The organism is Aeromonas enteropelogenes, from assembly GCF_020097295.1.
GTDB classification, from domain to species: Bacteria; Pseudomonadota; Gammaproteobacteria; order Enterobacterales; family Aeromonadaceae; genus Aeromonas; species Aeromonas enteropelogenes.
Genome location: NZ_CP083625.1, coordinates 1,230,287 through 1,253,753, shown reverse-complemented (window position 1 = coordinate 1,253,753; position 23,467 = coordinate 1,230,287). Strand labels below are relative to the sequence as shown.

At 64.5% G+C, this 23,467-nt stretch carries 22 protein-coding genes; 8 read left to right on the top strand and 14 right to left on the bottom strand.

Features of this window, described 5'->3' with window-relative positions:
- From waaA to LA321_RS05895, 4 genes are all read left to right on the top strand, one after another.
- Positions 1 to 1,266: a lipid IV(A) 3-deoxy-D-manno-octulosonic acid transferase gene (waaA, locus tag LA321_RS05905; RefSeq protein WP_042070652.1), complete on the top strand. Its 1,266-nt coding sequence runs from the start codon at positions 1 to 3 to the stop codon at positions 1,264 to 1,266.
- Positions 1,267 to 1,338: 72 nt separating this feature from the next.
- Complete coding sequence (gene acuI / locus LA321_RS05900) at positions 1,339 to 2,319, top strand: acrylyl-CoA reductase (NADPH) (protein WP_042070651.1); 981 nt, start codon at positions 1,339 to 1,341, stop codon at positions 2,317 to 2,319.
- Positions 2,320 to 2,393: 74 nt separating this feature from the next.
- Complete coding sequence (locus LA321_RS20220; RefSeq protein WP_260391510.1) at positions 2,394 to 2,516, top strand: hypothetical protein; 123 nt, start codon at positions 2,394 to 2,396, stop codon at positions 2,514 to 2,516.
- A 137-nt stretch (positions 2,517 to 2,653) separates the two neighbouring features.
- Positions 2,654 to 2,986 carry a DUF2799 domain-containing protein gene (locus tag LA321_RS05895; RefSeq protein WP_026458168.1) on the top strand — a complete coding sequence of 111 codons (333 nt, stop codon included), beginning with the start codon at positions 2,654 to 2,656 and terminating at the stop codon, positions 2,984 to 2,986.
- Positions 2,987 to 3,005: 19 nt separating this feature from the next.
- Here the strand turns inward: LA321_RS05895 and LA321_RS05890 are convergent, their stop codons facing one another.
- Positions 3,006 to 3,173 carry a hypothetical protein gene (locus LA321_RS05890; RefSeq protein WP_124238653.1) on the bottom strand — a complete coding sequence of 56 codons (168 nt, stop codon included), beginning with the start codon at positions 3,171 to 3,173 and terminating at the stop codon, positions 3,006 to 3,008.
- Positions 3,174 to 3,285: 112 nt separating this feature from the next.
- Positions 3,286 to 3,717 carry a flagellar basal body-associated FliL family protein gene (locus LA321_RS05885; RefSeq protein ID WP_042027233.1) on the bottom strand — a complete coding sequence of 144 codons (432 nt, stop codon included), beginning with the start codon at positions 3,715 to 3,717 and terminating at the stop codon, positions 3,286 to 3,288.
- A gap of 145 nt (positions 3,718 to 3,862) precedes the next feature.
- On the opposite strand from LA321_RS05885, the gene LA321_RS05880 reads away from it, so the two are divergent.
- Both LA321_RS05880 and ubiA read left to right on the top strand, forming a co-directional pair.
- Positions 3,863 to 4,399, top strand: coding sequence for a chorismate--pyruvate lyase family protein (locus LA321_RS05880; protein WP_042070650.1), 537 nt, complete (start codon positions 3,863 to 3,865; stop codon positions 4,397 to 4,399).
- Entirely contained in the window at positions 4,396 to 5,265 is an 870-nt protein-coding gene (ubiA, locus tag LA321_RS05875) for a 4-hydroxybenzoate octaprenyltransferase (RefSeq protein ID WP_042070649.1), read from the top strand. Before LA321_RS05880 ends, ubiA begins: the two co-directional genes overlap by 4 nt.
- Before the next feature lie 73 nt (positions 5,266 to 5,338).
- Here ubiA and plsB read toward each other — a convergent pair whose 3' ends face one another.
- On the bottom strand, positions 5,339 to 7,762 hold the full coding sequence (plsB, locus tag LA321_RS05870; protein WP_042070648.1) for a glycerol-3-phosphate 1-O-acyltransferase PlsB: 2,424 nt from the start codon (positions 7,760 to 7,762) through the stop codon (positions 5,339 to 5,341).
- A 205-nt stretch (positions 7,763 to 7,967) separates the two neighbouring features.
- On the opposite strand from plsB, the gene lexA reads away from it, so the two are divergent.
- Complete coding sequence (lexA, locus tag LA321_RS05865; RefSeq protein ID WP_042027239.1) at positions 7,968 to 8,591, top strand: transcriptional repressor LexA; 624 nt, start codon at positions 7,968 to 7,970, stop codon at positions 8,589 to 8,591.
- Positions 8,592 to 8,952: 361 nt separating this feature from the next.
- Positions 8,953 to 9,249 (top strand): hypothetical protein, encoded by a 297-nt coding sequence (locus tag LA321_RS05860; protein WP_042027240.1) that lies wholly within the window; start codon positions 8,953 to 8,955, stop codon positions 9,247 to 9,249.
- 60 nt (positions 9,250 to 9,309) lie between these two features.
- On the opposite strand, the gene mgtE is transcribed toward LA321_RS05860, so the two are convergent.
- The 11 genes from mgtE to hslU all read right to left on the bottom strand — a co-directional run bounded on the left by mgtE (position 9,310) and on the right by hslU (position 23,455).
- On the bottom strand, positions 9,310 to 10,734 hold the full coding sequence (mgtE, locus tag LA321_RS05855) for a magnesium transporter (RefSeq protein WP_042070647.1): 1,425 nt from the start codon (positions 10,732 to 10,734) through the stop codon (positions 9,310 to 9,312).
- A 146-nt stretch (positions 10,735 to 10,880) separates the two neighbouring features.
- On the bottom strand, positions 10,881 to 12,287 hold the full coding sequence (cysG, locus tag LA321_RS05850; RefSeq protein ID WP_042070645.1) for a siroheme synthase CysG: 1,407 nt from the start codon (positions 12,285 to 12,287) through the stop codon (positions 10,881 to 10,883).
- A gap of 12 nt (positions 12,288 to 12,299) precedes the next feature.
- On the bottom strand, positions 12,300 to 13,112 hold the full coding sequence (gene nirC / locus LA321_RS05845) for a nitrite transporter NirC (protein WP_042070644.1): 813 nt from the start codon (positions 13,110 to 13,112) through the stop codon (positions 12,300 to 12,302).
- A 57-nt stretch (positions 13,113 to 13,169) separates the two neighbouring features.
- Positions 13,170 to 13,487 (bottom strand): nitrite reductase small subunit NirD, encoded by a 318-nt coding sequence (nirD, locus tag LA321_RS05840; RefSeq protein WP_042070672.1) that lies wholly within the window; start codon positions 13,485 to 13,487, stop codon positions 13,170 to 13,172.
- A complete protein-coding gene (nirB, locus tag LA321_RS05835) occupies positions 13,487 to 16,033 on the bottom strand; it encodes a nitrite reductase large subunit NirB (RefSeq protein ID WP_042070642.1) in 2,547 nt (848 codons plus the stop codon). Before nirB ends, nirD begins: the two co-directional genes overlap by 1 nt.
- A gap of 299 nt (positions 16,034 to 16,332) precedes the next feature.
- Positions 16,333 to 17,421 carry an ABC transporter permease gene (locus LA321_RS05830; protein ID WP_042070641.1) on the bottom strand — a complete coding sequence of 363 codons (1,089 nt, stop codon included), beginning with the start codon at positions 17,419 to 17,421 and terminating at the stop codon, positions 16,333 to 16,335.
- A 2-nt stretch (positions 17,422 to 17,423) separates the two neighbouring features.
- Positions 17,424 to 18,539, bottom strand: a complete 1,116-nt coding sequence (locus tag LA321_RS05825; RefSeq protein WP_042070640.1) for an ABC transporter permease — start codon at positions 18,537 to 18,539, stop codon at positions 17,424 to 17,426.
- Positions 18,536 to 20,293 carry an ATP-binding cassette domain-containing protein gene (locus tag LA321_RS05820; protein ID WP_042070639.1) on the bottom strand — a complete coding sequence of 586 codons (1,758 nt, stop codon included), beginning with the start codon at positions 20,291 to 20,293 and terminating at the stop codon, positions 18,536 to 18,538. Before LA321_RS05820 ends, LA321_RS05825 begins: the two co-directional genes overlap by 4 nt.
- A complete protein-coding gene (gene hlyD / locus LA321_RS05815; RefSeq protein ID WP_042070638.1) occupies positions 20,290 to 21,258 on the bottom strand; it encodes a secretion protein HlyD in 969 nt (322 codons plus the stop codon). The genes LA321_RS05820 and hlyD overlap by 4 nt, the downstream gene beginning before the upstream one ends.
- 73 nt (positions 21,259 to 21,331) lie before the next feature.
- Complete coding sequence (locus LA321_RS05810; RefSeq protein WP_042070636.1) at positions 21,332 to 21,964, bottom strand: TetR/AcrR family transcriptional regulator; 633 nt, start codon at positions 21,962 to 21,964, stop codon at positions 21,332 to 21,334.
- Positions 21,965 to 22,126: 162 nt separating this feature from the next.
- Entirely contained in the window at positions 22,127 to 23,455 is a 1,329-nt protein-coding gene (gene hslU / locus LA321_RS05805) for an HslU--HslV peptidase ATPase subunit (protein ID WP_042070635.1), read from the bottom strand.
- Positions 23,456 to 23,467: the final 12 nt, after the last annotated feature.

The following is a 23,467-nucleotide window of genomic DNA, read 5'->3' as shown; positions in this document are numbered from 1 at the left end:
ATGCCCTATCGCCTGCTCTACAACCTGCTGATCCATCTGGGATTACCCCTGGCACTGCTGGCGCTCTACAAGCCGAAGAAGGGCAAGCCCGGCTTTGGCAAGCGCTGGGCCGAGCATCTGGGTCGGCTGCCCGCCACCGGCCAGGAGGCGCCGCTCTGGATCCATGCGGTGAGCGTCGGGGAGACGTTGGCCATCACGCCGCTCATTCGCGCCCTGAAAGCGGAGCGGCCCGATCTGCCGATCCTGCTCACCACCACCACTCGTACCGGCGCCGAACAGGCAGCCAAGCTCGGCGATCTGGTGGTACACCGCTATGCGCCCCTCGATTACCCCTGGGCGGTAGCGGCCTTTCTCGACACCTTCAAGCCGCGCGCGCTCTGGGTGATGGAGACCGAGCTGTGGCCGAACTGGCTGGCGGCCTGCGAGAAACGCCATTTGCCGGTGACCATCATCAACGCCCGCCTCTCGGAGCGTTCCTGCCAGCGTTATGCCCGCTTCCACGGCGCCTTCGATGCCCTCAGCCGCCCGTTGACCCGTCTGCTCTGCCAGCATCAGGATGACGCCGACCGCTTCGCCCGACTTGGCATCGAACGCGATCGACTGGTGGTGACCGGTTCCATCAAGTTCGATATCCAGTTTGGTGACGAGGTTCAGGCTAGGGGCCGCGCCCTGCGCCAGCAGCTGGGAGCGGAACGGTCGGTCTGGATCGCCGCCAGCACTCATCAGGGGGAGGACGAGCAGGTGCTGGCCGCCTTCGACCAGGTGCTGACCAGTCACCCCGATGCCTTGCTTATCCTGGTTCCGCGCCATCCTGAGCGCTTCGATCGGGTGGCCGAGTTGTGCGCCTCTTATGGTTGTGTGCGCCGCACCAGCGACGCCCCCGTCACCGCGACCGACAAGATTTATCTGGGCGATACCATGGGCGAGCTGCCGCTGATGCTGGCGGCGGCCGATCTGGCTTTCGTTGGCGGCAGTCTGGTGAAGGTGGGGGGCCACAACCTGCTGGAGCCGGCGGCGCTCGGCAAACCCTGCCTGACCGGCCCCGTCTACTTCAACTTCAGCGACATCACCCGCCAGCTGGTGGCACAGGGGGGCGCCGCCGTGGTGGCCGATGCGGCCGAGTTGGGGGAGAGGGTGAGCGCGCTGCTGGCCGACGAGAGCCGGCGTCGCGAGATGGGAGAGCAGGCCCGCGCCGTGGTGCTGCGCAATCAGGGGGCCTTGGCCCGCACCCTTTCCCGCTGTCTGGCTGATCTTGAAAGCCAGTAGGACGATTTACGGAGCGCCGTGGCAGATATGCGCTGCTGTGCTGATTTGATGCTTCATCTCGAGGAGAGACTCATGTTCAAGGCCCTGTTACTGGAAAACCAAGACGGCAAGACGGTTCCGACCCTCACCCGGCTGGCCGAGAGCCAGTTGCCGGAAGGCGAAGTACGGGTAGCGGTGAGCTACAGCTCCATCAACTACAAGGACGGGCTGGCCATCACTGGCAAGGGCAAGATTGTCCGCCAGTGGCCGCTGGTGCCGGGCATCGACTTCGCCGGTACCGTGCTCGAATCGGCCGACAGCCGCTATCAGCCCGGTGATCAGGTGGTGCTGACCGGCTGGGGCGTGGGTGAAGGACACTGGGGCGGCATGGCCGAGCAGGCGCGAGTCAAGGCGGACTGGCTGGTGCCGCTGCCGGCCGGACTGGATGCCCGTCAGGCCATGTGCATCGGTACCGCCGGTCTCACCGCCATGCTCTGCGTGCTGGCGCTGGAGGAGGCGGGGCTCACCCCACAGAGCGGCGAGATCCTGGTGACCGGCGCCGCCGGCGGGGTGGGGTCCACTGCGGTCGCGCTGCTGGCGGCAAAAGGCTACAAGGTAGCGGCTCTGACCGGTCGAGCCGAGGAGCAGGGTGAGATGCTTACTGCCCTGGGGGCCAGCCGCATCGTGCCGCGCAGCGAACTGCTGGAGCCTGCCAAGCCGCTGGAGAAGCAGCTGTGGGCCGGGGCAGTCGATACCGTCGGCAGCCAGGTGCTGGCCAAGCTGCTGGCCCAGATGAACTATGGCGGCGCCGTGGCGGCCTGCGGCCTGGCGGGGGGCTTCGATCTGCCCACCACCGTCATGCCCTTCATCCTGCGCAACGTGCGTCTGCAGGGGGTGGATTCCGTGATGTGCCCACTGGCGCGCCGTCAACAGGCGTGGCAGCGCCTGGCTCAGGATCTGCCCGCCAGCTTCTTCGAGCAGGCGGTGACCGAGATAGGGCTGGAGCAGGTGGTCGAGGCCGCCGAGGCCATCACGCAAGGCCAGGTCGCGGGTCGCACCCTGGTCAAGCTTTGATCTTTCCCTGACTGGCGAGCCCCATTTTTCTGGATAGACTTTGAGTGCGGGTGCACTATCCAAGGAGCATGAGCATGGGTGGACACAAGCCGGATTACGACCTCGATGATGAATGGGAGCCGGAATCCTGGGAAGATGAACTGGAGCAATGGGAAGACGAAAGCTGGCAGGACGACGACGCTTTCGATGACCAGTGAACCACGACATGACACGAACAGGCGGGCATTGAGCCCGCCTGATTTTTTTGTGCGGCTCACAGGAATGGGGGCGAAGGCTTGGTGAGGGGCAAGGCTCTGGCTAGAATGAACTGCTCAAACGACACTCAAGGATGATTATGCGACTCACCGTCATACTGGTTGCTGCCCTGCTGGGGGGCTGTGTCTCCAACGATGATCCCTGCGAGAAGGTGTGGAGCGAGGTGGGGGAGGCTGACGGCAAGCTGGGCTTCACCACCGAGCGGATCGAGTTCCATCGTGCCCAGTGTGGCGACAAGGTGGATGGCGAGCTGTGGCAGCAGGGGCATCAGAAAGGGTTGGCCTGGTATTGCCGCCCGGAGCATCTCTATCTGGCCGGGCGCTCCGGGGAGGAGTACCGTGGCGTCTGCCCCAACGACATGCAGGCGCGCAGGCTGTTCGAACAGGGGCGCCAGGGCTGGACCGATCAATAGGGCCTCGTCGGGTTTGGCCCTACTCCTCTTTTTTCAACCGCAGCGGCTGGCACAGATAACTCTTGTCGTTGGCGCTGCGGGCACACTTGCCGCAGACGAATTTGGGTTTGCGCACGATTTTGCGCAGCGCCTTGAGATCCGCGGGGATCTCGTGGCGACGCCACTCACACAGGGTCTTGCTGCCCATAACGACTACCTCTACGACTCGACGAGCGTATTGTAATCAATTTTCATTTCGAATAAACAGGCGCCGGGCGCTTATTGGCCTGAATGCCAATAAGCGTCTGATCCGTGGGAGATTACTGATAGAGGAACTTGGTGAAGATCAGCTCGCGGACGGCTTTCTTGCCGGTCTCCTTGAGCAACAACTCGTTGACCTTGGTCTCGCACTCTTTGCGCAGTTCCTCGCGGCTGACCAGAGACTTGATCTGATCGGCGCTCTTGCTGCCCATCAGGCGAATGATGGCGTCGCGGATCAGGGGGTCATGCTGCTCCAGCAGCTTGAGATCGGCATCGTTTTCGGCCATCAACTCCACCGTGACCCTGACGTAGCCGAGGGTTTTGCCGTTGCTCAGGTAGTTGGTGATGATATCCGGATCGAGCGCATGGTAGGCAAATCCGGGTTTGGCGGCTCCCTCGGCCCCTTCGGCAGCGGGTTCCTCATCGGCAGCCCGTACCTGCAGGGCGCCCACGCTCAGCAACAACACCAGCAAAATTTTGAAGATCTTCATATAGATGGCTCATCGGCGGAAGATACACCATTTTTGATGCTGCCAAAGGGGGCGTCAAGCACGGATGTTCTTACATTTCGCTATTGATTTACGGATAATAAACCGGATTTTAACCTGAACACGGAAATCTCTGGATGGTGAAGCTGTGAAGTCCGAGTTGACTGTTCCCCTCACGCCGTTAACCGGGTGGTTGGCCCCCGATAGTTGCGAATTGCCGGCCAGCCTGCGTCCCTGGCTGCTGGAGCCCGGCTCCATGACCCGGCGTCTGCGCCAACACAATCGGCACTTCTCGGTCGAATGGCTGGGCAATCGCCCCGTCTCGCTGACCACCGATGAGCAGTGGCTGGTGGATGCCGTATCCCCTGCCGGGATCTGCCGGGAGGTGATCCTCCACGGCGATCTGGGCCCGGCCGTGCTGGGCTGGACCCTGCTGGCCGACGCGGCGCTGCAGGGTAGTGGTCTGGCCGAACTGGGGGAGCAACCCCTGGGGGAGCGGGTGTTTGGCAATGAGCCGGTGCGACGTGATCATCTGCAGCTGGCCCGTTTTGCCATTGCCGACAATCCACGTTGCCCCGCCGCCATCGTCTGGGGACGTCGTTCCCGTCTGTTTCTGGGGCAGTGGCCATTGCTGGTTCACGAGCTGTTTCTGCCCTATCTCGTCTGTGACAAGGAGCTGGAGTGAATCTGTTAACCAAGGAGCGGGGTCTGGCATATCTGCAGTTGGCCCGCATCGACAAGCCCATCGGCACCCTGTTGCTGCTGTGGCCGACCCTGTGGGCACTCTGGCTGGCGGCCGACGGCCTGCCAAACCTCTGGGTGCTGACGGTGTTTGTGGTCGGCGTGTTTCTGATGCGCTCGGCCGGCTGCGTCATCAACGACTATGCGGATCGCAACTTCGATGGTCACGTCAAACGCACCTCGGGACGCCCCCTGCCGACCGGCAAGGTGGATCCTCGCGAGGCACTGGCGCTCTTCTTCGTACTCGCGCTCATCTCGTTTGGTCTGGTGCTGACCCTCAACTCCCTCACCATCGCCATGTCGTTCGTCGGCCTGCTGCTGGCGGTGAGCTATCCCTTCATGAAGCGGTTCATTCCGATCCCCCAGTTGGTGCTCGGCATGGCTTTCTCCTGGTCGATCCCCATGGCCTATGCGGCGCAGGCCAATGCACTGCCAGCCGTGGCCTGGCTGGTGTTTATCGCCAACCTGCTGTGGACCGTGGCCTACGATACCCAGTACGCCATGGTGGACAGGGACGATGACCTCAAGCTGGGGCTCAAGTCGAGCGCCATCCTGTTTGGCCGTCACGACAAGCGGATCATCGGCGTGCTGCAGCTGGCCACCCTGTTGATCCTGCTGCTGGTCGGCCAGCTGATGGCGCTGGGCAGCAGTTACTACTGGGGATTGCTGGGGGCCGCCGTGCTGTTCGTCTATCAGCAGCGGCTCATTCGCGAACGGCAGCGGGAGGCCTGCTTCCAAGCGTTCCTCAACAACAACTATGTGGGGGCTCTGGTGTTCGCCGGGCTGGTGCTAGATTACCTGCTGGGGTGACCATTCCCTGAACAAAAAGAAGCCGAGCAAAAAGAAGGCCGCATCATGCGGCCTTCTTCATTTGTGGTGCGGATCAGCGCTGGTTGCCGGCCCGGATGGTGCGGCGGATCTTGGTGCTCAGCAGCGGCACTATGTTGTCCGCCAGCGCCTGGAAGCGTCCCAGATCCGGTTTGCTCTCGGCGGAGAGGTAGCCCTCCTTGCGCAGGGTGTGGATCAGGGTGCTGAACAGCTTCTGGTCGAAGAACTCGGGGGCGTTGATGCCGTGCAGGGTGCCGAGGCGCTCCGCCATCATCAGGCCGTCTGCCTCCAGCTGCTCTGCCTCTATGTAGGGTTGGGCCAGCACCCGGGTCAGCACGATGGCGTAGCGCTGCAGGGTCTCCTGGATACTTTCGGCCAGCAGCAACAGGCGCATCTGGTTGCCCGGGTTGACCCAGTAGCCACCGTCACGTGCCTCGATCAGCTGCTGGCGCTGCAACTCGGCCAGCAGGGCATCGATAAGCTCCGGCAGCTCCTCCTCTTCGTAACGCAGGAACAGCTCGGTCTTGAGCAGCGGATAGATATCGACGCAGCGGGCGATGATCTCGCCGCGGCTGATCCCCTCGCAGCGGTCGATCAGCGCCGCTACCAGGGAGGGCATGGCAAACAGGTGGAGGATGTTGTTGCGGTAGTAGGTCAGCAGGATCGCCTGGTAGCGATCCAGGCTGATGATCTGGCCCAGCTTGTCCTCGCTCACCTCGAACTTGTTGAGTTCCAGCGCCTGATCCAGCAGGGTGCCGGCATCCTCGTCCGGGATGGTGCTCTGGGCACTGTAGGGCACCGCCTTGAGCAGATCCAGATAGGTGTTGAGTTGGGCCTGCAACTCGTCACGGGTCAGGGCATGGCGCTCGGCGGCCAGCAGCGCCAGGGCGCTCAGGGTCAGGCCATTGACAGCGGCGGCGCCGTTGATACGGGTCATCAGCAGATCGGCCAGGGTATTGACCGTGCTGGCCATCCACTCCGGGCGCTCCTCTTCCCCGATATGATCCTTCCAGTCCGGAATATGCTCGCTCAGGTAGCTGTTGAGGGTCAGCGGCTCGCCAAAGTTGACGAAGCCGCGGCCGTAGTTGCGCAGCTTGCGCAGGATGCCGAGTACCTGCAGGAAGCTCTCCTTCTCCTTGCGGCTGCCCTTGAGCTCGTTGTGGTAGGTGTTCACCTCCATCACGTGCTCGTAGCCGAGGTAGACGGGTACCAGGGTGACCGGGCGGTCAAGCCCGCGCATCATGGCTTGCAGGGTCATAGCCAGCATGCCGGTCTTGGGCGGCAGCAGGCGGCCGGTGCGCGAACGGCCCCCCTCGGTGAAGAACTCCACCGAGTAGCCCTTGGCGAACAGCAGGTTCAGGTACTCGCGAAATACCGTGCTGTAGAGCGGATTGCCCTTGAAGGTGCGGCGGATGAAGAAGGCACCGCCGTGGCGGAAGATGGGGCCCGCCGGCCAGAAGTTGAGGTTGATGCCCGCCGCGATATGGGGCGGCACCATCCCCTGGTGATAGATGACATAGGAGAGCAGCAGGTAGTCCATGTGGCTGCGATGGCAGGGCACATAGACGATCTCGTGCCCTTCCTGGGCCAGCTGGCGCACCTTTTCGGCGCCGTTGACCGAGAGGCCACGATAGAGCTTGTTCCACAGCCAGCCGAGGAAGCTCTCGCCGAGGCGGATCAGCCGGTAGGAGAAGTCAGAGGCGATCTCGTCCATGTAGCCGTGGGCGCGTTTCTGCGCCTTCTCCAGGCTGATGTTCTCCCGCTCTGCCTCTTCGGCGATGGCCTGCTGGATCACGCTCGAATCCAGCAGTTGTTTGAACAGCAGGTTGCGGTTGGGCAGTTTCGGTCCGGTGGCCGCCAGCTGCTGGCGGCTGAAGTGGGTACGAGCGACCCGCGCCAGCTTGTGGGCGATGGCCTCGTCGGTACCGTGTTTGTCCGCCATGTAGCGCAGGGAGAGGGGCGGGGAGAAGCGCACCAGGTTTTCGCGACCCTTGAGGATCACGATGAGTGCCTTCTTGAGCCGGTTCGGCGCCAGACTGCTGATGATGTTGAGCCCGGAGGCCTCTTCTCCCTCCCGGCCCGGGGCACGGCCCCAGAACAGGGTGACGGGCACTACCTGGATATCCAGCGCCGGATCCTGCTTGTGCAGATCCAGCAGCTGGTGGAACTCCTGCAGGAAGGGAAGCGGCTTGCTGCGCTTGCCGAAGAGGGGAGGCGGACGATCCAGACAGACATAGCGCGGCAGCAGCTGGCCGTTCAGTTCCAGCGGCGTAAAGGGGCCCGGCAGACCGAGATCCTCGCAGCACTGCTGCAGGGTCATCAGGTCGGTGATCGAGCTGGTTTTCAGGGCGTAGACGATGGGTCTGGCCGGATCCAGCTTGAGTTCTGTGATGGGATTTTCCGGCAGGCTTTTGTGATTGACCAAGCCGCTGACCGGCCATTGCAAGATGGCTCTGGAAATCTTCTGTCCTGGGGACATGTGCGTCTGCTCTCCAAAAAAATGCGGCGTGAGCATAGCAAATCACCGGCCCCTTGTCGCCGAGAGGTACGATGAGTTCAGTCGTGCGGGATCAAAACAGGGTGAAATTGCCGGTTGGTCGCGACAAATGTCAGCTGCGCCTTGCCTTGGCCACTGCACTGTATATACTGCCAGTGTGCTGTATAAAAAGACAGGTGCCAATTCTATGAAACCCCTTACCCCCCGCCAGGCCGAAGTGCTGGAGCTGATCAAGGTGAACATGAACGAGACCGGCATGCCGCCGACTCGCGCCGAGATTGCCCAGAAGCTTGGTTTCAAGTCGGCCAATGCGGCCGAAGAACATCTGAAGGCCCTGGCCAAAAAAGGGGTCATCGAGATCATGCCGGGCACGTCCCGCGGCATCCGTCTGCTGCTCGAAGAGGAAGAGGCGCTGGAAGAGAGCGGCCTGCCGCTGATCGGCAAGGTGGCTGCCGGTGAACCCATCCTGGCCCAGGAGCATATCGAGAGCCACTATCAGGTGGATCCCGCCCTGTTCCACCCGCGCGCCGACTTCCTGCTGCGGGTGCAAGGGATGAGCATGAAGAACATCGGCATCCTGGATGGCGACCTGCTGGCGGTGCACAAGACCCAGGAGGTGCGCAACGGCCAGGTGGTGGTGGCGCGGCTTGACGAGGATGTCACCGTCAAACGCTTCCAGCGCAAGGGCAGTCAGGTGTGGCTGCTGCCGGAGAACGAAGAGCTCTCCCCCATCGAAGTGGATCTCGCCAGCCAGCATCTCACCATCGAGGGGCTGGCGGTCGGAGTGATCCGCAACGCCGACTGGATGTAATCTCCTTTCTCGCCACACGGCCTCCTTCGGGAGGCCGTGTTGTTTCTGCGCCTCTTTCCTGCCAATTCAAGCAGATCCTGAACCTCGCCGTTTTTGTCCCCCGCGCCAGCCCGCAAACCGCCCGTTTCGGATATATGCTCAGATCAGGGCCAGACCGTCAGGGTCTGGCTGCTCCGCCCCACGGGGCGAGCGCCGCACAATGACAACCGCAAGCAGACCTTCACGGGATAGAAGGGGAGTGTCGCAGGGCCGGCCGGCACATAGGCCAGGGTCATCCTGATCTCACTCGAAGCAAGGCAGGACGTTGCCAGGGGATGAGTCGACGTACCTGAGTGACCTGTCAGTCAAGGAGGAGTGGCATATGGCATCGAACACGCCATGGGATTCGAAGCGCTGCGTACCGGCGCCTGAATCCTCCATCACCCGTTTTATCAAGGGAAACCGGATGACCTGGTTTTACGGACTCTGGCTTCATCACAAGGGGCCGCACTGGGCGCTCTGGCTCGGCTGCCCGAAGGAGAAAGTGGTGCGCCTGGTGCTGTTGTTCAAGCGGGGTCATGGTGCCCAGGCTGTCGACAGCGTCCGGCTGGCCCCGGTGGTGCCCATCGGTCGTGCCCTCGGCAAGGGGTGGCAGCAGGGGCGCAACGCCAGACCCTGAGCTGCGCCTGTCGCAGAAGTCGAGCATGACAAAGAAGGGAGCCGCCGGCTCCCTTCTTGTTTACAGCAGGAACAGGGTGGCCAGCCCCAGAAAGATGAAGAAGCCGCCGGTGTCGGTGATGGCGGTGATCATCACGCTGGCCCCCACCGCCGGATCGCGACCCAGCCGGCTCATGGTCATGGGGATGATGACCCCCATCAGCGCCGCCACCAGCAGGTTGAGCACCATGGCGAGGGTCATCACGGCGCCCAGCGCCGCATCCTGATAGAGCAGGAAGGTGACGACCCCCATGATGCCACCCCACACCAGACCGTTGATGAAGGCCACCCCCAGCTCCCGCAACAGCAGGAAGGAGAGGTTGCCCGCCTGAATGTGCTGCAGCGCCAGCGCCCGCACTATCATGGTGATGGTCTGGTTGCCTGTGTTGCCGCCGATCCCGGCGACGATGGGCATCAGGGCCGCCAGCGCCACCAGTTGCGAGATGGTGTGCTCGAACAGGCCGATCACTCGCGACGCCACGAAGGCGGTGCAGAGGTTGAGGGCGAGCCAGGCCCAGCGGGTCTTCACCGCCTTGGCGACTGGTGCGAACACATCCTCCTCCTCGCTGATCCCCCCCATGCGGCGCAGATCGGTGTCGCTCTCCTCATAGACCACATCCACGATCTCCTCGACGGTGAGGCGGCCCATCAGCTTGCCCTTGGCATCCACCACGGCGGCGGAAAGCAGATCATCCCGCTCGAAGGTACGGGCCGCTGCCTCGTCGTTGTCTTCGGGATCAAAGGTGATGGGATCCTGCTCCATCACCTCGCTCACCAGGGTGGCGGGTTTGTGCAGCAGCACAGTGGTGAGGGCCAGTTCGCCGAGCAGGTGGTTGCGCCGATCGATGACAAACAGCTTGTCGGTGTTGGCGGGGATCTTGCCCCGCAGCCGCAAGAAACGTTGCACGGTGGCGAGGCTCACGTCGGGGCGCACCGTGATGAGCTCGAAGTCCATCATGGCGCCGACCGTGTGCTTACCGTAGCGGATCACTTCGCGCACCCGATCCCGATCGGCGGGGGCCATGGAGGTGAGCAGGCGTCCCATCAGGTTGCGGGGCAGGTACTGGCCCAGATAGATCTGATCGTCGATGTCGAGGGAGCGCAGGGCATGCAGCAGCTCGCGGTCGCTCATGCCGCTGATGAGGCTCTCCCACACCGTCTCCGATGCCTCGACCAGCACCTGGCCGCGTTTGTCTTCGCTCACCAGATGCCAGAGGGCGTGGCGTTCATCGGGAGGCAGGGATTCGAGGGCATCGGCGATGTCGGCGGCGGGCAGGCCGTTGACCAGCCCGCTCAGCTGGCTGGTCTGGTCGCGCTGACCCGCATCCTGTTCAAGCTGGGGGTCGAGCAGGCTGTCGGTGAGGGCATCGTCGCCCAGCAGCAGGGTGAGAATGCGGGATCTGTCTTCCGCGCGCTGCTTGGCGCTGTTTTTGAGGGGCAGAGACATGAAAAAATTCCTGAGCTGGTGGCCGATAGGCCAAATGCCCATAGGATACCAGACTTAAAACAACAGGTTATGACCGGGATTTAGTGATGGCTGGATAAAAATGAGGCCACCTTGCGGTGGCCTCATGACTCACATGCCAAGACCGCTCAGGCGAGGGCCTGGCGGGAGAGGGCTTGTTGGTCTTGTCCAAACCAGGCAAGTTGCTCGGCCAGGGTCACCACCGAGCCCACCATGATAAGGGCCGGGCTCTCGACACCCACCGCCAGCTCGGGCAACTGGTCAAGGGTGCCGCGGATGACCCGCTGGCTCGGCTGGGTGCCGCGCTCGATCAGCGCCACCGGGGTGTCGCCCTCCTTGCCGTGGGCCAGCAGCTGCTCGCGGATGGTGGCGCAGGATGAAAGCCCCATGTAGAACACCAGGGTCTGCTTGTCTTTGGCCAGCAGTGGCCAGTCGAGATCCTGGGCGCCCCCCTTGCCGTGGGCGGTGACGAAGCGCACGCTCTGGGCGTGATCGCGGTGGGTGAGGGGAATGCCGGCGTAGGCGGCGCAGCCGCTGGCCGCCGTGATGCCCGGCACCACCTGAAAGCCAACGCCAGTACCAACGAGCGTCTCCAGCTCCTCGCCGCCACGGCCGAAGATGAAGGGGTCACCTCCCTTCAGTCGCACCACTCGCTGTCCCTTCTTCGCCTCCTCCAGCAGGAGCTGGTTGATCCCCTCCTGAGGCACGCAGTGGTTGCCCGCCTGCTTGCCGACGAAGATACGTCTGGCGTCGCGGCGCACCAGCGCCATCACCTCGTCGGAGACCAGCCGGTCATAGACCACCACGTCCGCCTGCTGCATCTGGCGCAGGGCGTGCAGGGTGAGCAGACCCGGATCGCCGGGGCCGGCACCGACCAGCACCACCTCACCACCGGTCTGGCTTTCGTCGGCAAACAGGCTGTCGGCCAGCTGATTGGCCGAAGCGTGATCGCCCCGTGCCAGTGCCTGCCCGAGCCGGTCCGCTCCGAGCAGCCGCTCCCAGAAGCGGCGCCGCTCCCCCATGGTGGCGAAGCGGCCCTTGACCCGCTCCCGCAGGCTGCCGGCGAAGGCCGCGACGGCCCCCAGATGCTGGGGCAGAAGGGCTTCGAGTTTTTCCCGCAGCAAGCGGGCCAGCACTGGGGCCTTGCCGCCGGAGGAGATGGCCACCATCAGCGGCGAGCGGTCGATGATCGACGGCATGATGAAGCTGGAGCGTTTCGGGTCATCCACCACGTTGGCAAAGATCCGCGCCTGATTGGCGCTCTGGTAGACCAGGGCGTTCACCTCGCGCCGATCGGTGGCGGCCACCACCAGCCACTTGCCCGTCAGGTGCTGCGGCGCGAATTCACCGGCCAGCCACTCGATGCTGCCGTTGGCAGCCAGTTCCGCCAGCTCGGGGTCTAGCTCGGGGGCCACGACCGTGAGGTGGGCACCGGCATCCAGCAGCAGGCGCGCTTTGCGCTCCGCTACCTCGCCGCCGCCGACCAGCAGCACGGGTTTGTTGTCGAGTCGGCAAAAGATGGGCAAGTAGTCCATGGGGCCTCCTGATCAGGCGGTTTGGGTCTGGCTGGCAGTGGTGGTGGTCTCGCTCACCGCGACCGGGCGCTCAGCCTTGGGGGTGGCATACCAGTAGCCGAGGCCCATGAAGAGGGCGCCGGAGACGGTGTTGCCCAGGGTTACCCACAGCAGGTTGTGGCCGATGCCGCCCAGGGTGTAGGCCTCGGAATGGGCACCGAACCAGGAGAGGGCGAACAGGGTCATGTTGGCGACCGAGTGCTCGTAGCCGGAGGCGATGAAGGCCAGCAGGCACCACCAGATGGCGATGAACTTGGCTGCACCCTCGGTGCGCAGCGCCATCCAGATGGCGAGGCAGACCAGCCAGTTGCACAGAACGCCCTTCATGAACAGGGTCAGCGCCGGTGCCTGGGTCTTGGCCAGCGCCACCTTGTGAGCCAGGCTGCCCGCGTCCGGCAGCAGGCTGCCACCGTAGGAGTAGATCAGCGCCACCGCGATGGAGCCGAGCAGGTTGCCAGCCCAGGTCTGGGGAAGGATGCGCAGCAGATCACCCATGGTGATCTTGCCGGTCTTCACCCCGAAGGTGAGGAACATGGTGTGGCCGGTGAACAGCTCGGAGCCGGCGATGACAACTAAGGTCAGGGCGATGCCGAAGGTGGCCCCCATCACCAGCGGACGGATGCTCGGATCCACCAGGTTGCCCAGGGTGAAGATCAGGATGATGCCAAGGCCCACATAGGCCCCCGCCATGGCGGAGCTGAGCCAGAAGCCGAGCTTGTCGCTGCGCTCGAAGCGGTTGATGCGGGCCGCGTTGGCGGCGCACTTGTTGATGGTTTCGGTATACATCTTTGTTTCCTTCAAGAGGGCCGCCCGCAGGCAGCCCGAAAGAGAGTGAAATCGGCTTTAGACGGCGACCCAGACCTGCTGGTCGCGTACTTCAACGGGATAGCTCTGTACCGACATCGCCGGGTTATCGAAGCAGTGACCGTCACTCAGGCGAAAGCGCTGCTTCTTGAGCGGGCTGGCCACCCAGAGCTCGTCGTCGTGTTCGCAGATCAGGCCCCGCGACAGCACGTTGGCGGCGAAGAAGGGATCCCGGTTGTCGATGGCGAACACCTCGGCCGCCGCACTTGGGCGGAACAGGGCGATCTGGCGACCTTCAATAAGTGCGCAAACACCGGTTCCCGGCAGGATGTCGTTGAGTTGGCAGGCTAATTTCATCATTTTGTCTCCACCTCGATCTGGTAGACGGGAATGCGCTCGGCCGGGGTCGCCGGTCGGTGCTGATCGCGCTCGGCGACGAACTGGACGTCCGGATCGCGCTTGTCGCTGTTGATGAAGTGGCTGAAGCGCTGCAACGCTTGCTCTTCGTTGAGGGTGCGTGACCATTCGCATTCGTAGCTGTCGATAAGGCGCTGGATATCGCGCTCCAGGGTCTCGTTTAACCCGAGTTTGTCGTCGACGATCACTTCGCGCAGGTAGTCGACGCCCCCTTCCAGGTTGCCGAGCCAGACCGAGGTGCGCTGCAGTTTGTCGGCGCTGGTGACGTAAAACATCATAAAGCGGTCGATCAGCTTGATCAGGGTCTCTCTATCAAGGTCCGAGGCCAGCAGATCGGCGTGGCGCGGCTTCATGCCGCCGTTGCCGCCCACGTAGAGATTCCAGCCCGCATCGGTGGCGATAATGCCAACGTCCTTGCCCTGGGCTTCTGCACATTCGCGGGTACAGCCGGAGACGCCGAACTTCATCTTGTGGGGGGTGCGAATGCCCTTGTAGCGGTTCTCGAGGAAGACCCCGAGGCCGACGCTGTCCTGCACGCCGAAGCGGCACCAGGTGCTGCCGACACAGGTCTTGGCCATGCGCAGCGCCTTGGCGTAGGCCTGACCGGTCTCGAAACCCGCCGCCAGCAGCTTGCGCCAGATGGCGGGCAGATCATCTTTCTGGGCCCCGAACAGGCCGATGCGCTGAGCGCCGGTGATCTTGGTGTAGAGCTTGTAGTCGCGGGCCACTTCGGCCACCGCCAGCAGCCCTTCCGGGGTCACCTCGCCGCCGGCCATGCGCGGGATGACGGAGTAGGTCCCGTCCTTTTGCATGTTGCCGAGGAAGATGTCGTTGGTGTCCTGCAGAGGTGTGTTGAGCGGGCTCAGCACGTACTCGTTCCAGCAGGAGGCGAGGATGGAGCCGACCGTCGGTTTGCACACCTCGCAGCCATGACCCTGACCATGCTTGGCCAGCAGCTCGTCGAAGCTCTTGATCCCCTCCACCTTGACCAGATGGAACAGCTCCTGGCGGGAGTGGGGGAAGTGGGCGCAGAGGTGGTTGTTGACCTCGATGCCCTGCTTCACCAGCTCGGCGTTGAGCACCTGGCTGATGAGGGGCACGCAGCCGCCGCAGCCGGTACCGGCCTTGGTGTGCTGCTTGAAGGCGGCCAGGGTGGTGTGACCCTCGGCGACGGCCTTGGCGATGTCGCCCTTGGAGACGTCGAAGCAGGAGCAGATCTGGGCGCTTTCCGGCAGGGCATCCACCCCCAGGGTCGGCTTGGCGCCTGCGTAGGCGGGCAGGATCAGGGTGTCCGGATGGCTCGGCAGCGGCAGGGCGTTGAGCATCATCTGCAGCAGGTTGCCGTAATCCTCCACGTCACCCACCAGCACGGCGCCGAGCAATCGGCTGTTGTCCTCGCTCACCACTATCTTCTTGTAGACGCCGGCCTGGTCGTCCTGGAACACATAGCTGTGGCTGCCCGGGGTGCGGCCGTGGGCATCACCGATGGAGCCGACAGAGACGCCGAGCAGCTTGAGCTTGGCGCTCATGTCCGCCCCTTCGAAGCGACTGTCGCCGCCAAGCAGATGGTCGACGGTGATCTGGGCCATCTTGTAGCCCGGCGCCACCAGCCCGAAGAAGCGACCCTGCCAGGCGGCGCACTCGCCGATTGCATAGATGTCGGGGTCGGAGGTGAGGCAGTGATCGTCGATGACGATACCGCCGCGCTCGGCGATGGCCAGATCGCCGTAGCGACCGAGGGTATCCTGCGGGCGGATGCCGGTAGAGAAGACCACCACGTCCACTTCCAGCTGGCTGCCGTCGGCAAAGGCGAGGCGGTGTTTAGCCTGCTCACCGCCATGCATCAGGATCTCGCTGGTGCTCTTGCTGGTGTGCACCTGCACGCCCATGGATTCAATCTTGCGGCGCAGCAGCTGGCCGCCCTGACCGTCGAGCTGCTCGGCCATCAGCACAGGGGCAAACTCCACCACATGGGTCTCGAGACCCAATGCCTTGAGGGCACCGGCCGCTTCGAGGCCAAGCAGGCCGCCCCCGATCACCACCCCGCTCTTGCCGCTCTTGGCGGCGCTGCGGATGGCCTTCAGATCCTCGATGGTGCGATAGACGAAGCACTCGTGGTGCTGACTGCCCTGGATGGGCGGCACCCAGGGGTAGGAGCCGGTGGCCAGCACCAGTTTGTCGTAACCGACCACAGTGCCCTTGTTGGAGTGCACCTCGCGGGCCGTTTTGTCGATTTTTTTCACCGCCTCGCCGAGCAGCAGGCGGATGCCGTGCTTGTCGTAGAAACCGGGTTTGACGAGGGAGAGATCTTCGCTGGTGTGGTGGGAAAAGTAGGAGGAGAGATGGACGCGATCGTAGGCGGGACGGGGTTCTGCACCGAAGACGGTGATCTCGTACCGGCCCGGGTCGGCCCGTTCGATCAGCTCTTCGATGAAGCGGTGCCCCACCATGCCGTTGCCGACAACGACCAGTCTGACTTTGCTCATAATTGCCTCTAGTTTGGAGTAATAAAACGACATTCTGAGGCTAGGCTACCCAGTCGAAGGGAGCGGACAATTGATGCAAATCAAGTGTCCATTTATATATCTCGTCAGGGGTAATTGGAGGAAATTCAATCATATACATAAATAGGTATATGGATGGAGCATTCAGAACATGGTTCGGCACGGCCTGGAAGGGGTGTGTTGGGGATATCTATCTGACGAAAAAGATAAAAAATTTTGTGTTCGACGGGCAGGGGCGGCGCTTTGCGTCAAGCCCCTGAATGCGGGATTGTGGGACCTGCTCACGCGATATGGCGGCGAAACAGGGCGAGTGCCAGGGAGAGGCTGACGCCGCCGATGGCGATGAGCGGCCACAAGAGCGGCCAGGCCGCCGACCAGCCGAGCCCCTTCAGAAAGACCCCCTTGAGCAGCACGATGAAGTGGGTCAGGGGATCGATGGCGGCGAGCCACTGGAACACTTGCGGCATGTTCTCCACCGGCGAGACATACCCCGAGAGGATCACCGCCGGCACCATGAAGCAGAAGACCCCGAGAAACGCCTGCTGCTGGGTCGAACAGAGCGACGAGATGAAGAGCCCGATGCCGGCCAGCGCCAGGCCGTAGCAGATCATGCCGGCCAGCAGCAGGGTCAGGCTGCCGGAAAACGGCACCGCGTAGACGAAGCGGGCCGCCAGCGCGACTATGGTGCCCTGTCCCACCGCTACCAGGATGCCGGGCACCGCCTTGCCCGCCATGATCCAGCCCGGGGTGAGGGGGGAGACCAGCAGCTGGTCGAAGGTGCCCTCTTCCCGTTCGCGCGCCACCGACAGGGCGGTGACGATGAGGCAGCCGATGGTGGTGATGATGGCCACCAGGGAGGGGAGCACGTGCCAGCGAAACTCGATGTTGGGGTTGTAGAGGTGGCGCACCAGCAGCTCGGGGGCGCCGCGCCCCTCGCTCTGCCAGCGGGCGATCACCTGGCTGATGTAGCCTGCCGCCACCTGGCCACCGTTGGAGCGGCGTCCGTCGACGATGAGCTGCAGTGGCGCGCTCTGCCCCCGGGCCAGCCGGCGCGAGAAATCGGCGGGAATGACCAGCGCCAGCAGGGCCTGCTGCTCTGTGATGGCCGCCGTCACCCCGGCCTCGCCTGCCACCGGCAGCACTGTGGTGAAGGCCGGCATATGGGTGAGGCGCTCCAGCAGCTCGAGGCTCTCGGCACCGCCGTCCTGGTTGTAGACGGCCAGCGTGTTGCCGGTCACCTCCAGGGTGGCGGCGAACGGGAACAGGGCGGTCTGCAGCAGCACCGGCATGATCAGCAGGAAGCGCCCCTGGGTGTTGCCCAGCAGGATGGAGAGCTCTTTTCGCACCAGCCACCAGAGTCGAGTCAGCATGGTTACTCCAGGGTTCGCCGCGTCTTGCGGGCGGTGAGGGCCAGCCAGAACCCGGCCAGCAGCAACAGGCAGAGGGCGTTGACCAGCAGGATCGAGAGCACGTTGCCCGCCTGATAGAGGGTCTGCAGCGAACTCGCAAAGTAGCGGGCCGGAATGAGGTGGGTGATGGCCCGCAGCAGAGGCGGCATGCTGGCAATCTCGAACACGAAGCCCGAGAGCATCATGGCCGGCAGGAAAGCCGCCGTCAGGGCCGCCTGGGCAGCGTTGAACTGGCTGCGCATCACGGTGGAGAGAAACAGCCCCAGCCCCAGGGCGCTGCCGAGAAACAGGCTGGTGACCAGGAACAGGACGGCCAGGGAGCCGCGCCAGGGCACCCCCATCACAACCACCGAGAAGAGCAGGCAGATGAACATGGCGGCGATGCCGAGCCCGTAGTAGGGGATGAGCTTGGAGAGCAGCAGCTCGGCCTTGGTCACCGGGGTGGCGAGCAGGGCCTCCATGGTGCCGCGTTCCCACTCCCGGGCCACCACCAGTGAGGTGAGCAGGGCGCCGATGATGGTCATCACGACGGCAATGGAGCCCGGTACCAGGAAGTTGCGGCTCACCAGCGCCGGGTTGAACCAGGCACGGGTGCGCAGCTCCACCGGCTGGCTCCGGGGCTTGCCCTCAGTGAGAAGCCAACCCTGCCAGATCCCCTGCACATAGTTGGTGACGAAGTTCGCCGTGTTGGGCTCGGAGCCGTCGGTGAGCAGGGCGATGCGCGGCGCGCTGCCCCCCTGTCCGGCCAGGGAGCGGGAGAAGCCCTCGTCGATCACCAGCAGCCCCCGGATCTCGCCGCGCTCCAGGCTCCCGAGCAGCGCCTCCTTGCTCGCGCCCCCGTGCACCTCCAGCGCGGTCGAGCCGCGCAGGGCCTGCTCGAAGCGGATCGCCGGCGCCCCGCCGTCGGCGCGCCACACCCCGAGGCGCAGGTGGTCCACGTCCAGGTTGATGGCGTACCCCATCACCACCAGCAGCACCACCGGCATGATGAAGGCGACCAGTATGCTGCTCGGGTCGCGCACGATCTGCAGCGACTCCTTGCGGCACAGGGCCAGCAGACGGCGGCGGCTGATGCTCATGCGTCCTCCTCGCTGGCCCGCTCGACCAGGGTGATAAAGGCCTCTTCCATGGTTGGTAAAGAAGTGGTGGGTAAGGCAGTGGCGGGCATGGCCTGCGCCGCCTGCCCCTTGAGCTCGTCCGGGGTGCCGAGCGCCAGCAACTTGCCGCGGTAGATGAGGGCGATGCGGTCGCAATACTCCGCCTCGTCCATGAAGTGGGTGGTGACCAGCACGGTCACCCCGTGATCGGCCAGGGCGTTGATGTGAGACCAGAACTCGCGCCGGGTGACCGGATCGACCCCAGATGTGGGCTCGTCGAGAAACAGCAGCGGCGGTGCGTGCAGCAGGGCGCAGGCGAGCGATAAGCGCTGGCGCAGCCCAAGCGGCAGGGCTTCGGCCTGCTGGCCGAGCCAGGGCCCGAGGGCGAAGGCCTCCACCATGGCATCGATGCGCGCCTGCTGGGCGCGGCCGAACAGGCCGTAGATGCCAGCGAAGAACGACAGGTTCTGGGCCACGGTGAGCTGCTTGTAGAGGGAGAACTTCTGGGCCATGTAGCCGAGGCGCTGGCGCGCCGCCGACGGGCTGTGGGCGAGATCGATGCCGGTCACCAGGGCCTGGCCGCCACTTGGGCGCAGCAGGCCGCACTCCATCTTGAAGGTGGTGGACTTGCCCGCCCCGTTGGGGCCGAGCAGGCCGAAGATCTCGCCGCGGCGCACCGCAAAGCTGACGTCGTCGGTGGCGGCAAAGTCCCCGAAGCGTTTGGTGAGGTGGCGCGCCTCGATCACCGCCTCGGGGGAGACCCCCGGCGGCAGCTCGGCCTCGGCCATGGTGGCGGCCAGGCTCGACTCCCCGCCAGGCCCGCCGCCGAGCAGATCGATGAAGGCATCCTCCAGCCGGGCCGGGGTCGGCGCGAAGGCCCCCTCGGAGAGCCCCAGCTCAGTCAGCGGAGGCGGCGCTGCATCGGGGCGCAGCAGCAGGCGCACCCGCTCCCCGGCCACAGCGCCGTCCATCACCGCCGGGTGGGCCAGGGCCCGGCGCAACAGGGCGCGTCGGGCCCGCCCGTCCAGGTTGCCCGCCTCCAGCAGCCAGCAGCGACTCGCCATGGCTCCCATCAGATCCGCCGGGGTGCCGCTGGTGCGCACCGCGCCCTCCGCCATCAGCAGCACGTGATCGCACAGCTCAGCTTCATCGAGATAGGCGGTGCTCCAGAGCACCGTCATGCCCCCCTGGGCGAGCTCGCGCACCATCTTCCACAGGGCGCGACGGCTGATGGGGTCGACCCCGACCCCGGGTTCGTCCAGCAGCAGCACCTCGGGCTGGCCGAGCAGGGCGCAGGCGAGCCCGAGCTTCTGCTTCATCCCTCCCGACAGCTTGCCCGCCGGGCGGGCGGTGAAGCGGGCGAGATCGGTGAAGGCGAGCAACCGGGCAAACGTCGGGCTGCGCTCGGGCTCCACCACGCCGCGCAGATCGGCGTAGAGGGTGAGGTTCTCCAGCACGCTGAGATCTTCATAGAGGCCGAACTGCTGGGGCATGTAGCCGAGGCGTTGGCGCAAGGCATCGCCCTCCTGCACCGGATCGAGCCCGAGCACCCGGCTCTGCCCGGCCTCCGGCACCAGCAGGCCGGCGAGCAGGCGCAGCAGGGTGCTCTTGCCAGCCCCGTCCGGCCCCACCAGGCCCGTGATGCCGCCGTTCGGTATGGTGGCCGAGATGGCATCCAGCGCCACGCGCTCGCCAAAGCGCTTGGTCAGCCCGTCGAGCCGGATGGCGGCGCTCATGGGGCCAGCCTGACGGTGACCGGCATCCCCTGGCGCAGGGCCGGGTCCGGATCCTGCACCACGATGCGCAGCCGGTAGACCAGGTGGGTACGCAGGTCCGGCGTCTCCACTGATTTGGGCGTGAACTCGGCGCTGGGCGACACGAAGCCCACCACCCCCTGATAGGGCTGGTCCGGTCGCGAGTCGGTGGTGAGCTGCACCCTGGCGCCGCTCGGGAAGTGGCCGAGCCAGGGCTCCTCGACGTAGGCGCGCACCCAGACCGGGGTGGTGAGTGACAGGTTGAAGGCGGTGGCGCCGGCCTGCACCATGCTGCCCGTCTCCACCGCGCGGATGAGGAGGATGCCGTCGCTCGGGGCGGTCAGGGCCGCGTCCGCCAGGGCCAGCTCGGCGCTGGCAAGCGTTGCCTTGGCCCCTTCCAGCTGGGCATCGGACTGGGCGATCTCCTCGGGGCGGTAGCCGGTCTCGAGCTGGGCCAGCTGCTCGCGGGCGGCGCGCACCTGGGCTCGGGTCTGATCCCGTTGGGAGCGGGCGGTGTCGAGCTGGCCGCGGGAGATGGCGCCGGTGGCGGCCAGGGCGCTCTGACGACGCCACTGCTTGTCGGCCTCCAGGGCTGCGGCCTCGGCGGCACTGAGGGACGCCCGGGCGCGGTCCGTCTCCTCGCTGCGATACCCCTTGTGCATCAAGGCGTTGGCGGCGGTGAGCGCGGCCAGATTGGCCCGTGCGCTGTCGCGGCTATGGATCAGAGGCGCCGGGTCGAGGCGAGCCAGCAACTGGCCGGCCTGCACCGCGTCCCCCTCGTCCACCAGCACCTCGCTGACCCGGCCGCCGACCCGAAACGCCAGGTTCACGTCGCGGATGTCGACGTTGCCGTAAAGGACGGAGCCGTCGGACGGGCGCCCCTGCCACCAGAGATAGCCACCGATCAGGGCCAGCAGCACGGCCAAGAGTGCAATACGTTGCTTCATACCCGATCTCCTTACCACCCAAGGTCGCCACTGAGCGGAGCCAGTACGAGGGCCACAAGCGCGATACGTTGCTTCATAGGGGTTCTCCTTGGGGATGGCGCAGGCCGCGCAGGGCCCAGACCAGCCGCTGCTGGGCGGCCTTGGGGTTGTCGATGTGGGCGAGGAAGGGGGCAGCCTGCTCGGGCAGCCAGCCGAGCTGGCGCCCGCCACCGGCGATCACCAGGGGCAGGCCAACCGCCCCCATGATGAAGATCATCAGTTGCACCGGGTCGCCCGCCACCAGCGCTCCTTCGGCCTGGGCCCGCTGCACTTGCTCGAGCAGCAGCAGGGGGTGGCGGCGCGGCAGGCTGAGCAGGAAGCGCTGGGCGGCCCCTTCCCCTGCCAGGGCATCGCCGAACAGGTGGTTGATGAAGCCGCGCTGGCGCCCCACCAGGGCGATCAGCGCCTGCATGGTGGCCTCGAACTGGGTGAGGGCATCGGGGTAGGCGCCGCGGGCGGCCACCGCCTTGAGCTCATCAAAGAGGGGGGCGTACCAGAGCTCCACCAGCTCGTCGATGAAGGCGTCGCGGTTGCCGAAGTGGTAGACGAAGGAGCCGAGGTTTACCCCGGCGGCGGCCGCCAGCTCGCGCACCGTGAGGCCGCGTAGCCCCTTGTCGGTGGCAATCTCAAGGCCGGTGTCGAGCAGTTTCTGGCGGGTCGGGTGCATGGTGCCCTCTCCATGGTATACAGATTTTGCATGATTCTTATACGTATGTATAAATCAAGGTGGTAAAAGAGGAAAGCGCTTTTTTTGAGTAGGGATGGGGAGGGCAAGAAAATAAAAACGCCTCCACAAAGGGAGGCGTTTGGAAAACGTGAGGCGCGGGCCTTACAGGATAAAGCGGCTCAGATCCTCGTCTTCAATCAGCTTGCCGAGGTGGGCATTGACGTAGTCGGTGTCGATGACGAAGGTCTGACCGGACTTCTCAGAGGCGTCGTAGGAGATGTCTTCCATCAGTCGCTCCATCACGGTGTGCAGACGACGGGCGCCGATATTCTCGGTGCGCTCGTTGACCTGCCAGGCCGCTTCGGCCAGACGGCGGATACCATCTTTGGTGAACTCGATCTTGACCCCTTCGGTGGCCATCAGCGCCTGGTACTGATCGGTCAGGGAGGCGTTCGGCTCGGTCAGGATCCGCTCGAAATCTTCGGTAGTCAGCGCGGTCAGCTCGACCCGGATCGGCAGGCGACCCTGCAGCTCGGGGATCAGGTCGGACGGCTTGGCGATCTGGAAGGCGCCGGAGGCGACAAACAGGATGTGATCGGTCTTGACCATGCCGTGCTTGGTGTTGACGGTGCAACCCTCGACCAGCGGCAGCAGGTCGCGCTGGACCCCTTCACGGGAGACATCCGGGCCCGAGCTCTCGCCGCGCTTGCAGATCTTGTCGATCTCGTCGAGGAAGACAATGCCGTTGTTCTCGACTGCGGCGATGGCCTTTTGCTTCAACTCTTCCGGGTTGACCAGCTTGGCCGCCTCCTCTTCGATCAGCACCTTCATGGCCTCTTTGACCTTGATCTTGCGCTTCTTCTTCTGGTTCTGGCCCAGGTTCTGGAACAGCCCCTGCAGCTGGTTGGCCATCTCTTCCATGCCTGGCGGGGTCATGATCTCGACGCCCATCGGGGAGGCGGCCAGATCCAGCTCGATCTCCTTGTCATCCAGCTGACCTTCGCGCAGCTTCTTGCGGAAGATCTGGCGGGTGTTGGAGTTGTCGGCCTTCTCTTCCTCGCCCCAGGTGTTGCGCGGGTTGGGCAGCAGGGCGTCGAGGATGCGCTCTTCGGCGGCCTCTTCGGCGCGGTATTTCATCTTCTCCATCTCGGTCTCGCGCACCAGCTTGATGGCGACATCGGTCAGATCGCGGATGATGCTGTCCACTTCCTTGCCCACATAGCCCACTTCGGTGAACTTGGTCGCTTCGACCTTGATGAAGGGGGCGTTGGCCAGCTTGGCCAGACGACGGGCGATCTCGGTCTTGCCGACGCCGGTCGGGCCAATCATCAGGATGTTCTTCGGGGTTACCTCGTGGCGCATCTCTTCATTGAGCTGCATGCGGCGCCAGCGGTTGCGCAGGGCCACGGCCACCGCGCGCTTGGCGTCGGCCTGACCAATAATGTGTCGGTCCAGTTCGTGGACGATTTCTCTCGGGGTCATCTCGGACATGATGGCGTTCCT